Raw genomic sequence first — 14,023 nt, 5'->3', positions numbered from 1 at the left:
GGGGCGTGCGGTTCGCGCTCGCAGCCCTTGCCTCAGCCTGCGCTTATGTCGGTGTTTCCCGCACCTCTGCCTTCATCAATTATAAGCGTGATCCGGCGCGTGCTTACGCTCTGGCACCCTCAGACGGGCGCATCGCAGCTCAATACGCGCAGGAGCTCGTCGGCTCTTCCGCCTCGACGCGTGAGGATCGATGGCGTGCCGAGAGATTGGCGACCTTTGCTCTACATCAGGACCCCACCGCCGTGGCGGCGGCGAGTGCGCTTGGTCTCTTGCGGCAATTAGGCGGCCGGACCGGCGACGCACGCGCGCTCTTCGCGTACGCGCAGCGCCTGTCGCGGCGCGACCTGCAGACGCAGATCTGGGCGATCGAATATGCTGTATCGCGCGGGGACGTGCCTAACGCGCTGACTCATTATGACATAGCATTACGAACCGCCCGCAGCGCGCCAGAGTTGCTTTTTCCGATCCTTGCCGCGGCGGTCGCCGATCCCGTCGTCAGGACGGCTCTAGTGACAACGCTTAGCGCCTCACCCGGTTGGGGTACGGCCTTTATCAACTATGTCGCCGCGAATGGCGCCGATCCGCGTACCGCCGCCCAGCTTCTCCGTGCATTGCATCTTGCAGCGGTCAAGGTGCCGCCCGAGGCGCAATCGGCGGTCATCGACGCGCTGATTGTCGGCGAGTTCAGCGAGGAAGTGTGGAGCTACTATGCCGCGATCCGGCCCGGTAGCGATCCGCGCAGAAGTCGCGACCCGCGCTTCGCCGCGAGGCTTCAAAGTCCTACTGCGCTCGACTGGGTAGCAGTGAACGACGGCGGCGTCGCGAGCTCGATCGAGCAAAGCGATCGCGGCGGAGTGTTCGATTTCAGCGCTCCGCCAAGCGTCGGTGGCCCGTTGCTCCGGCAGGTGCAAGTGTTGCCTGCTGGGACGTACGACCTCGTCGGTCGTAGTAGTGGAATCAATCAGCCCGCGGGGTCGCGCCCCTATTGGTCACTCACATGTCATCGCGACGGGCGTGAGTTTGGACGGGTCGAGATGCTGGGAGGGGAGGCCGACGGAGCATTCAGCGGAACGTTCAGCGTGCCACTGGATTGCCCGGTGCAGGTTCTGACATTGGTCGCACGGCCGGTTGAAACGATGCAAGGTCTGACTGGTCAAATTCAGATGGTGCAGCTGAGATCATCGCGATGAGAGCCATCATCTTGCTGTCGTTGCTGACGCCCACGCTCGCGGCGCAGGCAGATGCCCAAGCCACGGTGACGGAGCTGCCCCGTTCCTCTGCGGGTGCGGCAGGACAACGCCTGACACGAAACCAGGTGGGAGCGAACGTTGCCCCTTTGGGGCGGGTGGACAATCGCTTGAAGAATCGGGTGCTCTCTCGTTTGCAGACCCGGCTCGACCGCGATTACTCCGCCTCTTCTAATCCGGCCGACCAAATCAGTGCGGCAACGGAATCTTCGCAGGCACCGAAGGGGCGTTAGGACAGCGAGAAGCAGCAATATACCTCACGTCAACGGAAGCGCGCGAGCAATGAGAGGTCGAGTATGACGAAGTATACCGCGGGTGAAGTCGAGCAGGTAAGTCGATCCGTGATGTCGGATCTGATACTTGAACGGCTCCACCACGAGAGTGCGTCTATACGGGCGATGCTATCAGCTTCTTCCGAAGGCATACCCTACTTCTATGTCGACGATGTACTCCCAATCGAGATCACTCGCGCGATAGCAAAAGCGTTCCCGGAGCCGCAGTCGATGCGGCTCAAGAAGACGCTTCGAGAATATAAGTACGTTGCGGCGCAGATGGACAATTACTCGCCGATCCTGGAAGAGGCGGTTTACGCCTTCCAAGATCCTAGGATCGTTTCCTTCATCGAGGGCATGCTAGGTGCGGGTAACCTGTACCCGGACGAACATCTGTACGCGGGTGGCATCTCGCTAATGGGCGAGGGTCAGTTCCTTAACCCGCATATCGACAACTCACATGATAAAGATCGAGAGCGCTGGAGAGTGCTGAACTTGTTGTTTTATGTGTCAGAAGGCTGGGAAGAGGAGAGCGGCGGCAATCTCGAGCTATGGCCTGAAGGCATCAAAGGCAAGCAAATCACAGTGCATAGTAGGTTCAATCGCTTGGCTGTGATGGGCACGCACGACCAGTCGTGGCATTCAGTCAGCCCCATAACGACCAATGCGTTCCGTCGCTGTGTATCGAATTACTACTTTTCCGATCAACCACTAAGATCAAGCGATCGCTTCCATGTAACTTCTTTCCGTGGTCGTCCGGAACAGCCCATAGTGGATAAGATCCTGCAGGCGGACGCCGCCCTTCGGACCGGCATCCGCGGTGTGATGTCGCAAGGCATCGGGAACAAGTCACACGTTTACAAGAAAGATTAGTCCAACCGATATTGCGTGTGCGCTGACGGCGGAGCGACCGGCATCAAAGTTGTTGGCATGGTCGTATCAAATGCGTTGTTCAGGCATAGTCGTTGTGGCGGCGCCGCGGAACCGAATTTGTTATCCAGGGAGGGGCGGCGCCGTAGGAGCAGCGTGTGGCGACACATGGGAAAGAACATGCCTCGATGTAGCGCCGGTTCCACTAAGATGCTTCTGGACACGGCAGGTCCTGTGACGCGATCAATTGAGCAGACAGTCCTGATTTTTTACGCGATCCCACTATCCTCAGATCCGAAGGGCGCTGGCGGCGCGGCGTGCCGCAACCCCATCACCACCATTACCGCGACCATCATCACCAAGCGCGCATGGAAGAAGACGCCATCGACGAGAGACATGATCAGCAAGGCGTCGACCGCCATGAGGATCGGCAGGAGCTCGGATCGGCCACGTCCGCGATGCTGCAGCGCGTACCAGGATCGCGCCATGAGATAGAGCGCGGCGAGTGTCGCGGGTAGACCCCAGCTTTCGAGCATCTGGAGCGGAGTATTATGTGGATGAGCGAAGCTCACGTCATTCCACGTGATCAGCCAGAGCGCCGAGCCCTCACCCCAACCGGTCAGGGGTCTTTCAAGAAAAAGCCGCAGGGACGCGATCCAGAGATCGACCCGTCCGCTCGTGTAGCCGCCGGCGGCATATGCCGGTGGGGCGACCCGGAAGCCGAACGACACGTTAGGAGGCACGATCAATTGGGCGACGGCACCGCCAAGCGTCAGCGCTGCGATGACGATCACGACGGTCGCGGTGCGCGGCGGGATCCGTCGGCCAACGATGGTGATAATGATCGCACCGGCCACACCGAACATAGCGGCGCGCGTGCCTGACCAGCACGCCGCGCCCCCGATCAGCAGGATCGCGGCAAACCCCAGCCATCGCCGATGCAGCGCCGCCGGGTCACGCCACAGCGCGCCGATCAACAGCGCGAGCGTCGCTCCCGTTTCGATCCCGAAGTGGCGCACGCTCAGGTAGCCGGGGAGGGCAGAGGTCCAGATGATCGCACCGCCTGGTACGGTTGAAGGCTCCGGGGCGGTGAGAAAGTGCAGCGCCAGCATCGGAAAGTAAGCAACGTAGCCGAGTGTCAGGAGCAACACGAAGCGCCGCACTGCGGCAGCATCTGACGCGCCGCGAAGATGATAGAGGGCGGCACCGAACAGGATGTGGATCGGCCACAGCATGGCCCGCGTCATGGAGTAAGCGACCGGCCCGGCGACGAAAGCCGATCCAAGCCAGAAGGTCGCGAGAAAGCCGATCACGACGTAGCGCGTGTCTCGCGGCAGCCGCTGCAAGGCCAGACCATAGGACAAGCCGCGATGCCGAGCGAACATAATCACGGCTACCTCGATTGCGGCGTAGAAGAGGTCGAGTTGGCGGACCGCTTCAAACCAGCGTGGGCTAACGCCCCAGGTGTAGGTCCGGAAAACGAGCCCCGCGGCGAGCGGCAACAGCGCGAAGAGTGCCGCCAACACGGTCCAGCGAGCGCGAGGTTGAAGCGATCCAATCGGTCGCACTGACGGTGGCCATTCCATACGGCGAAACGTGCCACGGTTCCTGATAATATCTGGTAAATAAGTGGTGAGGTATAGGGGGCTATGCGCCCCCAACAACCTGCCAGCCCTCCATGCGGGCTGTTGGCAAGCTGTTCGCTACCAGCCGGCTGGTGGCTCAGCGCGGCCATTTTGGCGCTTACCGTGCTTATCCGTGGCTGGCAGTGGGGCGACCCCAATTACCATATCGACGAGGGCTTCTACCTGCTCGTCGGTGACCGCATGCGCCACGGCGCGCTCCCCTATGTGGACCTGTGGGACCGCAAGCCGTTCGGCCTGTTCCTGATCTACTGGGCGGTCGCGGCGATCGGGGGTGCCAGCGCGGGCGCGGTACAGCTCGCCGCAGGTGCCAGCGCGGCAGCCACCGCAATCGTCCTCGCGCGCGTCGCGCGGCGCTGGGTCGCCGACCGCGTCGCGCTGCTCGTCGCGGTCACCTATCTCGCGGCTCTGGAGGCGCTGGCCGGCGGCGGAGGGCAGACACCGGTCTTCTACAATCTCGCGATCGCGGCGATGGCGGCATGGTCGCTGCGCGCGCGCGATGCGCCCGACCAGGCGCAGCGCACCCGCGCCGCGGTCGCGGCAGCGCTGTGCGGCGGGCTAGCACTGACGATCAAGCCGACCTGCCTGCCCGAATGCATCGTCTTGGGAGGGTTCATCGCCGCTCAGCTCGCTCGGCATCGCGCGAGCGTGCGCGGCGCGGTGGCCCGCATTGCGCTCATCGCCGCGATCGGCGTGCTGCCGTCGCTCGCCTGCGTCGCTTACTTCGTCGCGATCGGGCACGGCGCCGACTATCTGTTCGCCACCGTCGTCTCGGCGACGCGTCGCTTGCCGCCTTCGATCGACGAGCGGGTCGCGCTGGCGCGCTATCTGGTGCCGCGCCTTGCGCCGCTCGGCCTGATGGCAGCGGCCGGCGTGGCGCTGCTGTACCGCACCGACCGAGGCGACGCGGCGTGGCTGGTCGCCTGGATCGGGGCGGCGATCACCGGCTTCCTGATGGTGCCGAACTTCTACGATCATTACGCGCTGCCGCTGCTGCCCAGTCTTTGTGTCGCGGCCGCCCCGTTGTTCGCGCGCCCGGTGACCGGCGCGATCTTCGCCGCCATCGTCGCAGGCTGGGCCCTGCTGCTGGCGGGCTGGCCGGCGATCGAGCGCACGCAGCGATCGCGCGCCGCGATGGCGAGGGCGACCGACCTGATCCTCGCGAACAGCGGCGGACGCTCGCTCTACGTCTTCGATGGACCTCCATCGCTCTACACGCTGACACGAGCGCCGCTACCGACGCGCTGGGTCTTTCCCGAGCATCTCTCCACCAGCGAGGAACGCGACGCGATCGGGGTGGCGCCGCTCGACGAGCTCGCCGCCATCCTCCGTCGCCATCCCGCGGTGATCGTCGCGGCGGACGGCAATGGCCCACGCCACTTTTCGCTCGCGGCGCACCGGCTGATCCGGGTGGTGCTGGCGACGCGCTATCGCCGCGTCGCCAGCGTCTACCTTCCCGATGTCGCCGGCGGACGACGTGTCGGGATCTTCGCGCTACGCGCGGCCGCCGCGTCGCCAGCACCGCGCGCGCGCGCCACCCCGCTCAGAAGCGCAGCCGCACCCCGGTCGTGATCGACTCCTGGTGGTCGTCGCGCCCGGTCTGCGCCGTGGCGGCGCTGAACAGGTTGACCGCGGCGCTCAGGCGATAGTCGACGCCCGCCGCGGCGGTGCCCACCAGCGAAGCACGCGACGCGCCGACCGCGTCGAGCCCGAGCGGCCCTCCGGCGAAGCCCGCCAGCGCGTCGACGCGACGCCCCTCGATCTGGTGGCGCAGCCCGAGCGCGACGTGCGGGCGGAAGCGCGCGTCCGAGGCGTCGTCGCGCGCCAGCGTCAGCCCGCCGTCGACGAAGCCCGCGACGTGGCGCTCGCGCGCGACCTGGAGCGCGAAGCGGCTCGCGCCTTCCTCGTTCACCCCGTCGCGCGTGGTGCGCACATAGGTGACGCCGACGCGCGGGCGCAGCGTCCAGTCGCCCCCGACCGCCAGCGTGTGGTGCAGCGACACGTCGCCGACCCAGCTGTGCAGCCCGTAGCGCGCGCTCGCCGCGACCGTTCCGGGCAGCGCGCGGTCGGTGCGCGCTTCGGCGCCGTCGTACAGCAGCGAGCCGCTGAAGCCCCAACCCGCCGGCGCGGCGTAGCGCGCGTGCACGCCGGCCACGACGCCATCGGCGCGGGTCCGCGCGCCGAGCGCGCCGATCTGCTGGCGGCCGTTGAGATAGCCGGCGAAGGCGCCGACCATCCAGCCGCGATCGCCATAGCCCAGCCCGCCGAGGAAGCCGTAGCTCTGCGCGCGCGCGGCGCTGCTGCCGCTGGCGTCGTCGCCGGCGAGCCGGTGCCACTGGCCGACTGTCTGCGCGAAGGTGAACGCGCCCGCCTCGGCGCGGTCGGTCACGAAGGCACCGCCGCGCGCCACCTGCGCCAGCGCCAGCGCCTGGTCGACGCCGAGCTGGGTCGCCGAGGCATAGGCCTCGGGGGTCAGCCGCGCGAAGGCGCGCGCGTCGGTCGCCCCTGCGGCGTCGAGCAGCGCGGGCACCGCGGCAAGCAGGGCGGCGTCGCGTGGCGCGGCGGCGAGCGCGGCGTTGACGTAGGCGACGCTGTTCGCGATTTGGGGCACGAGGCTGGTCGGCTGGGCGAATTGCGCGAGCAGGCGCAGGCTGCCCGCGTCCTGCAAGACCACGCCGGGCTGGCTGCCGGGCAGCTGCACCGTCGTGAAGGCGCCGCTCACCCCGCCGCTGGCGGTGATCAGCTGGTAGTTGGTGCCCGCGCGCAGCGGCGTGTCGGAGACGAGCTGCAGCGTCGCGCCCGAGGCGATCGACACCGCGCCGTTGACGACCAGCCGGTCGTACACGCTGGGCGTGATCTCGAACAGCGCGGTCGCGCCGCCGGCGAGCGCGACATTGCCGTTGACCGTCATCGTGCCGGGCGAGGCGCCGGGGCTCAGCGTGCCCGCGATCGCGAGGTCCGCGTTGATCGTGCCGGCCGAGCCGAAGGTGGCGCCGCGCGCGACGGTGATCAGCGGCGCGCTGATCGTCGAGCCTGCCAGCCCGACCAGCCGTCCACCGGTGATATCGAGCTGGCGCAGCGCCGCGGCGCCGGCGATCGTGGCATAGCCGGCGGTCACCGACAGCTGCTCGACGTCGGTGAGGCGGGTGAAGGCGATCGGCGTCGCCGCGGTGCCGCCGGTGACGGTGACCGTGTCGGTGCCCGCGCCGCCGTCGATCGAACCGCTGAAGCTGCCCGCCAGCGTGACGCGGTCGTCGCCGGCATCGAGGAAGATGTCGCCGACGATGCGGCCGGTGCTCTCGATCCGGTCGGCACCGTCGCCCAGATCGATCGAGCCGGTGATCGTGCCGCTGTTGACGATGGTGTTGCCGTCGTCGCTGCCCTGGATCGCGCCGGGAAGGTAATAGCTCTCCCCCGGCGCGTACCAGCCGGCGGACGCGATCGTCGCGCCCGCGCCACCGCGGATCGTGCCCGCGTTCACCAGCGTGAACACGCCGCCGTCGATGGTGATCGCGGTCGATCGGTCGCCGGCCGCCTCGATCACGCCGCCCGCTTCATTGGTCACGGTCAGCGCGGCATCGGCGTTGCCGTAGAGCGAGAGCGCGGTGGCCGGGAAGGTGGCGGGGATGGTAAAATACGGATAGCCGATGTTGACCGTGTCGCTGCCGCCATTGGCCCGGATCGTGCCGCCGTTCGTCACCGTGACCGAGCGTGCCGCGGGATTGCCGGAGAGGCTGAGGACGCCCAGCCGCGCCGCGCTGCCGGCGGCGCCGGTGGCCTCGATCAGCCCCTGATTGTCGAGCGACAGCGCGGCGTCGCGCGCGAGATAGCTGCTGGCGGTGACGTGCAGCGTCGCGTCGGTCGCCGACATCGTCCCGGTGTTGGTGAAGGCGAGCGTCAGCGCGCGTGGGTCGGCCGCGCCGAAGGAGAAGTCGTCGGTGCGGTTGAGCGCGGTCATGCCGCGGATCGTGCCCGTGTTGCGCGCGGTCAGCGTCGCGTCGGCGCTGAGATAGAGCGCCGACTGCTGGCCGCCCGGCGCTGCGGTGATGCTGCCCGCGTTGGTGAAGTCGCCCACCGTGCCGACGATGCTGCCCGTGACGTCGCCGCGATTGATGAGGCTGGTCAGCGCGCTCATGTCCGCGCCCGGCTGCAGCTGGGTGCTCACCGCGGTGATGTTCCCGGTGAGCGTCGCGGTGTTGACGATCGTGGCGTCGCCCGAGAGCAGCAGGTCGGTCGTCAGCGGCGCGTCGGCGCGCAGCGTCAGCACCGTGCCCGCGCCGGTGGCGCGCGCGCCCTCGCGCTCGAAGCTGGCGAGCAGCGACCCGCCCAGCGTCACGGTCGCGCTGGTGTCGCGCGCGTGGACGAAGGTGTCGTTGCCGTCGCCGCCGTCGATCGTGCCGCTCACCCCGGTGTCGTCGCCGTAGCTGACGAACTGGTCGTCGCCGCTGCCGAAGCGCAGGTTGCCCGCGATCGTGCCGCCGCGGGCGACATAGGTCGCCGAGGCATAACTGGCGCCGAAATCGTTGAAGCCGAGCAGCACGTCGCCGGTGATCGTGCCGGCGTTGGTCAGTGTGCCGTTGCCGAGCTGCACCGCGATGGTCTTGCCCGCGATGGTGCCGCCAGCGCGGTTGAACACCGTGCCGCCGTAGTAGCTGCCCGCGATCGCGACGCTGCCGCTGCTGGCGATGCGACCCGTGTTGTCGACGGTGAGGCCGTAATAATCACCGCGAAGCGCCACCCCGGCGACGTCGATCGTGCCGCTGTTGGTGAGGCTGAGCCCGTTGTAGGTCGCGATGATGCCGCTCGCCGCGCCCGCGCCCTCGGCCTGGACGATCGTGCCGCTGTTGACGACGATGCCCGCGCGCACCGCGCTGATGGCGCCGCCGACCGTGATCGTGCCCGCGTTGGTGAACGTGTCGGTGGAACCGAGATCGACCGCGACGTCGGGGTAATAGGACGTGTCGCCGCTCGCGCGCACCAGCGTGAGCGCGCCGCGATTGGTGACCGCGAGCGTGCCGCCGCTGGCCTGCGCCTCGCCCGGCGCGTAGATCACGGTGCCGCGCGCGATCGCGGGCGCGCCGGTCGCGGTGATGGTGCCGCTGACGTCGACGCTGCCCGAGCCGGCGACGACCAGCGGCGCGGTGGCTCCGGTCAGCGTCACGGCGGCGCCGTCGAACAGGTCGTAGCCGACCGCGGCAAAGCCCGCCGGCGCCGCGCCGCCCGCGGTGTTGGCGCTACCGCGGACGCGATAGCGCAGCGCACTGCCGCTCGCGGTGACGGCGCCGTTGATCCCGGCGAAGCGGCCGTCACCGCTCCCCTCGAGCTCGGTCACCAGCGTGTCGCCCCGCCCGAGCGTGAGGTTGCCGTTGAGCATCCCGCCGGACAGCGCGATATAGCGATTGCCGTTATAGATATCGTTGCCCGAGGGGGTGCCGAGCACGACGTCGCCGTCGATCGTGCCGGCGTTGACGACCGTGGCGTTGAACAGCGACACGTTGCTGCCCTGCGGCCCGATCGCCAGCGCGCCGCCGCTGATGCGGCCGCCCGCGCGATTGTCGACCGTGCCGTAATAGTCGAGGATGACGCCGGTGCCCGACGCGCTGATCGTGCCCTGGTTGACCAGAGTGGAGCTCACCTTGGCGCCGGCGACCGCGCCCGTGATGGTGCCGCTGTTGGTCGCGTCATAGCCGTACGAGCCCGACACTTCGAGGCCAATCCCGCCGCTCGAGGCGATCGTGCCGCTGTTGCTGAACTGCGTGCTCCACGCCTGCACCGCGGTGTCGCGCGCGGTGATCGTGCCGCTGTTGGTGAAGCTGCTGCCGTAATAGTCGCTCGTCACGCCGCTGCCGGCGGCGTCGATCGTGCCCTGGTTGTCGAACCGCGCACCGCTCGTGCGCACCGCATAGCTGCCGGTCGCGGTGGTGCGCAGCGTGCCGGCGTTGACGAAGCTGCCGCTGCCGAAGCTCGTGCTCGTCACCACCTGCGTGCCGCCCACCAACGCGGTGCGGTTGACGACATGGCCCGCGCCGCCGAGCTGCAGCGCGCCGCCGAAGCCGTCGCCCAGCGTCACGGTGACGTCGCGCGCCACCACCAGCCCGAGCTGCTCGAAATGGGTCGGCAGCGTCACCGCGCCGAGCGTCGCGTCGGCGTCGATGCCGAGGCGCAGCGTGTCGGTGCCGGCGCCGCCGTCGATCGCGCCGGTGACGCCGGTCCGCACCATGCCGTCGACATAGGTGGCGACGAGCGTGTCGTTGCCCGCGCCGAGCGTGAGATCACCGACGATCGTGCCGCCGATCGAATCGATCGTGCTGTTCTGGTCGCTGCCCGCGCGTGAGATCACCGCGCCCGTGATCGTGCCACGATTGGTGAGCGTCAGCGCGCCGTCGGCGTCGATCGCGACGCCGTTGACCGCGGAGATGATCCCGTCGTTGCGGATGGTGCCGACGCGCCCGCGCAGGCCGGCGATCGTGCCGGTCGCGGCGTTGGTGACGTCGATGCCGTCGTAATAGGTCTGGCCGGGCAGGCTCACCACCACCGCGGCGCCGGCCGTGCCGGTCAGCGTGCCGGCGTTGGTCAGGCTCGCGGTGACATAGCTGTTGCTGGCCGGGTCGCGCGACACGAGCAGCGCCTGGCTGCCGCTGACGGTCGCCCCCACCGCGACGGTGATCGCGGCGCTGGCCGAGGGGTAGACGGTGTAATAGGTCCCGAGCGTGCAGCTGTTGACCGACGCCCCGCCATAGGGATCGTCGCAATAAGCGGTGTAGGGCGCGGCGGCGTTGACGCGGATGCCGGGGTTGGCACCGCCGTCCACGGCGCCGGCGACCGCGAGCTGGACGCCCCATGCCGCAACGTCGATCGCGGCCGCCCCACCCGAGCGGACGGTCGCGTCCGCGGCGACCACGACCCGCGCCAGATCGGCGCCCACCACCAACCCGTCACCGTCGGTGCCGGTGCAGCTGGTGGTCGCGTTCGCGCGCGTCGGGTCCGGGCTGCACTGCGCCGCCGCGGGGCTGCTGGCCGCGCCGATCGCCACGATGCTCGCGCCGAGCGCGAGCGTCCACCGGCGCACGCGCACCGAACCCTGCATCTTCATATGAATTAACCCCCGGAATTCTACGCGATTCCCCAATCGCAGTCCGCGTTGCTAGTAGGTTGTGACCCGCTCCGTCGAGCAGGATTTTTGACCCAGATTGACCCAGGTGCCGGCCGGAGCGTGCCGCATCGGGCACCGCCGATCCGGGGAAACCACCGCCGTTCGCGATCCACGATGACGCGAGCTACCGAATCGTCGCGCGGATCGAGGCGGTGCCTGCTGGTAAGGTTCGTCCGTCACGAAGGTCTCCGCTCACCCGATCGGCATGCCCGGCGGGATCGCGGGCGCGGGGCGCGACGCCGGCGCGAGCGCGCGGTCGAGCGCGTCCGTGTCGCCGAGCAGCCGTGCCACGCCCTGCGCCCAGGCGTCACGCTTGTCCCGCGCGAGCCGCTCGCGCGTCGCTGCCAGCGCGGCGTCGAGCCGCAGCGCCACGTCAGCGCCAGTCGCGGGCGCGCGTGCCGCCGCGGCGATCGCCAGCACCGTCCGCAGCGCGATCCGCTGCGCCACCGCGTCGTCATGGCGCGCCACCACGTCGCGGTCGAGCCGGTCGAGCAAGGTCTCCACGCCGGGCAGCGCCGCGTCGGCGGCGTGCTGAAGGTGGAGCCGGGTGAGCCGCGCCGGCGCCAGCAGCGTCTCAAGCGCCACCTGCGCCGCGACGTCGGTCGCGACCAGGGAGTCGAATACCGCGCCGCCCGCGGTGTCGAACACCTCGCTGTCATATTGCGGGTCGGCGCTGCCGTTGACCCCCGACGACAAGGTCAGCGCCAGCGCGGGCGGCACGGTGAGCGCGGCGGGGCTGAGCGTCGCCATCAGCGCGTCGAGCGCGGCGCCCTGCTCGGCCGCGGTCGCGCGGGTCGGGGGCGGGGCGCTGTCGCCCGCGGTGGCGTAGCTGTAATGAACCCCGCCGAGCGTCTTGCCGATCGCCGCCACGGCGTAGCGGTGGAACAGCCACAGCGGCACGAAGCTGCGGCGCAGGTCGGCCAGCGGCGCGCCGGCGTGGAGCACGCCCGGGCCGAAGCGCGCCAGCGCGACGCGGCGCACCGCCATCACGTGCGCGAGGTCCGCGGGGGAGTCGGCGCCCTCGGTCCACATGCTGTCGCCCGGCACCGCGAGGCTCGGGTCACGCCCGTCGATGTCGGTGAGGTAGCGCATCCCCGCGCGCTGCGCCGCGTCGGCCTTGGCCGCGGCGGCGACGTCGGGGTCGGTGCCGGCTTTGGGCTGGCCGTAGAGCCAGTCGACCGTGAACCTGTCCCACGCGCCGATGCCGCTGGCGTAGGCGTCGGACAGGTCGATCGCGTCGCCGTCGAGCGCGATCTTGGCGAAGGGATAGTCCATCACCGACGCGCGCTCCTGCGTGCTGGCGGCGAAATTATGCGCGAAGCCGAGCGCGTGGCCGACCTCGTGCGCGCCGAGCTGGCGGATCCGCGCCAGCGCGACGCGGACCGGATCGTTGGCGGTGCCCTTGTTCTCCTCGGCGGTGCCGACCAGCCCCTCGAAGATCCAGATGTCCTGGCGCAGCCGCAGCCCCTCGAGCACGACATTGCCCTTGATGATCTCGCCGGTGCGCGGGTCGGTGACGCCGCCGCCATAGGACCAGCTGCGTGTCTGCCGCTCGTTCCAGTTGACGATGTTGTAGCGCACGTCCTGCGGGTCGGCGTCGGCGGGCAGGACGCGCACCTGGAAGGCGTCGATATAGCCCGCCGCGTCGAACGCCTGGTTCCACCACGCCACGCCCTCGGCCAGCGCGGTGCGGATTGGCTCGGGCGCCTTGTTGTCGATATAGAAGACGATCGGCTTGCGCACGCGCGAGCGCGCCGCGCCGGGGTCGAGCTTGTCGAGCCGGAAATGGTTGGCATATTGCTGCAGCACCGGCGCGCCCAGCGGCGTGTTAAACTCGTACACCGGGGTTGCGAAGGTGCCTGAGCGGATGTCGAAGCGGCGCGGCGCGAAGCCGGGCGCGGGCAGGCGTACCAGCGAGTGGTGGACGGTGAAGCTCACCTGCCGCCCGTCGGGCGCGATCGTGTCGACCTCCTCGCCCGGCGTGTCGGAGGCATAGGTCTGCACCGCTTCCAGTTCGATATTGTCGGGGAAGGCCTTGATCGAGCCGGGATCGACCGCGCTGAGCGAGTCGACCAGCTTGAAGCCCTTGGCCGCGGCGTTGAGCTGGTCGGCCAGCCGCATCGTGTCGCGCAGCAGCAGCGGGGCGAGGTCGACCGTTACCGCGCCGTCGGGCGCGGTCGCGGCGACGTCGAGCATCGCGACGGTGCTGAACGGGAAGTCCGCGCTTGCGCCGCGCCGCTCGAGCGCGTCGCCGGAGGAGCGATAGCGCGGGTTCTCGAACACCACCGCCACCTTCTTGCCGAGCCGGCGGAAGGCGAGCAGCTGGGTGTCGCCGACCATACCGTGGTCGATCCGGATCGGCGCCGAGCCCAGCCCGGTCTTGAGCGCGGTGGCGTAGAGGAAGCGCCCCGATATGCCGTCGGCATCGGGGGCGGGGAGGGTAACGAGCACCTTGCCGCTGTCGCGCTCGACCGTGACGGGGAGCAGGGTGGGCGTCGGCGCGGGTCGCGTCGTGGGCGCGGGCGCGCGCTGCGCGAGTACGGTGGGCGCGGCGATGCTCCCCGCGAGCAGGAGCGACGCGCCGAGTGCGCGGCGGAGACGGTTGGTGCTGGTCATGCGGCCCCTTCGTGTTGCGACCCGATCGAGGCTAGCACGGCCGGCATCGCGCATCCCGCCTCTTCTGTCGGGGCGCGCACGGCGATCCGGCCAGGTTGCTGCACCATGCAGGAAGAGCCTGGCTGCTCCTCCCTTTCAGGGGATCGCGACGTCAATTCTGTCCGTGCTCCTGCGGGGGCAGGAGCCCATGGTCGCGCGCGCCACGAGGCCTAGTTCGGCTTG

Annotated in this window: 7 protein-coding genes; 4 read left to right on the top strand and 3 right to left on the bottom strand. The window is 69.1% G+C overall.

All coding sequences use genetic code 11. The annotated features are described in order from the left end of the window. Positions 1–5: 5 nt before the first annotated feature. The 3 genes from QBJ89_RS10590 to QBJ89_RS10580 all read left to right on the top strand — a co-directional run bounded on the left by QBJ89_RS10590 (position 6) and on the right by QBJ89_RS10580 (position 2,392). A complete protein-coding gene (locus QBJ89_RS10590; protein ID WP_277980480.1) occupies positions 6–1,190 on the top strand; it encodes a tetratricopeptide repeat protein in 1,185 nt (394 codons plus the stop codon). Beyond that, positions 1,187–1,480 (top strand): hypothetical protein, encoded by a 294-nt coding sequence (locus tag QBJ89_RS10585; RefSeq protein ID WP_277980479.1) that lies wholly within the window; start codon positions 1,187–1,189, stop codon positions 1,478–1,480. The genes QBJ89_RS10590 and QBJ89_RS10585 overlap by 4 nt, the downstream gene beginning before the upstream one ends. A 63-nt stretch (positions 1,481–1,543) precedes the next feature. Continuing rightward, on the top strand, positions 1,544–2,392 hold the full coding sequence (locus QBJ89_RS10580) for a 2OG-Fe(II) oxygenase (protein ID WP_277980478.1): 849 nt from the start codon (positions 1,544–1,546) through the stop codon (positions 2,390–2,392). Positions 2,393–2,658: 266 nt separating this feature from the next. Here QBJ89_RS10580 and QBJ89_RS10575 read toward each other — a convergent pair whose 3' ends face one another. Continuing rightward, positions 2,659–3,912 carry an O-antigen ligase family protein gene (locus QBJ89_RS10575; RefSeq protein WP_277980477.1) on the bottom strand — a complete coding sequence of 418 codons (1,254 nt, stop codon included), beginning with the start codon at positions 3,910–3,912 and terminating at the stop codon, positions 2,659–2,661. Positions 3,913–4,137: 225 nt separating this feature from the next. On the opposite strand from QBJ89_RS10575, the gene QBJ89_RS10570 reads away from it, so the two are divergent. After that, the gene (locus QBJ89_RS10570) at positions 4,138–5,604 is read left to right on the top strand and encodes a hypothetical protein (RefSeq protein ID WP_277980476.1); all 1,467 of its coding nucleotides are present in this window, start codon (positions 4,138–4,140) and stop codon (positions 5,602–5,604) included. Here QBJ89_RS10570 and QBJ89_RS10565 read toward each other — a convergent pair. Together QBJ89_RS10565 and QBJ89_RS10560 are read right to left on the bottom strand one after the other, a co-directional pair. Then, the gene (locus QBJ89_RS10565) at positions 5,576–11,125 is read right to left on the bottom strand and encodes a hypothetical protein (RefSeq protein ID WP_277980475.1); all 5,550 of its coding nucleotides are present in this window, start codon (positions 11,123–11,125) and stop codon (positions 5,576–5,578) included. The two genes, QBJ89_RS10570 and QBJ89_RS10565, sit on opposite strands and share 29 nt — an antisense overlap. Positions 11,126–11,377: 252 nt before the next feature. Continuing rightward, entirely contained in the window at positions 11,378–13,801 is a 2,424-nt protein-coding gene (locus QBJ89_RS10560) for a zinc-dependent metalloprotease (protein ID WP_277980474.1), read from the bottom strand. Positions 13,802–14,023 lie beyond the last annotated feature (222 nt).

This window comes from Sphingomonas phyllosphaerae (assembly GCF_029623345.1).
Lineage (GTDB): Bacteria > Pseudomonadota > Alphaproteobacteria > Sphingomonadales > Sphingomonadaceae > Sphingomonas > Sphingomonas phyllosphaerae_C.
Note: the sequence above shows the minus strand (reverse complement) of the source record. Positions and strands in the feature narration are given on the sequence as shown.

What these genes read in the sequence shown, in the direction of transcription:
- QBJ89_RS10585 (WP_277980479.1), top strand. Translation starts at nt 1,187, where the DNA reads ATGAGAGCCATCATCTTGCTGTCGTTGCTGACGCCCACGCTCGCGGCG.
- QBJ89_RS10565 (WP_277980475.1), bottom strand. Translation starts at nt 11,125, where the DNA reads ATGAAGATGCAGGGTTCGGTGCGCGTGCGCCGGTGGACGCTCGCGCTC.
- QBJ89_RS10580 (WP_277980478.1), top strand. Translation starts at nt 1,544, where the DNA reads ATGACGAAGTATACCGCGGGTGAAGTCGAGCAGGTAAGTCGATCCGTG.
- QBJ89_RS10560 (WP_277980474.1), bottom strand. Translation starts at nt 13,801, where the DNA reads ATGACCAGCACCAACCGTCTCCGCCGCGCACTCGGCGCGTCGCTCCTG.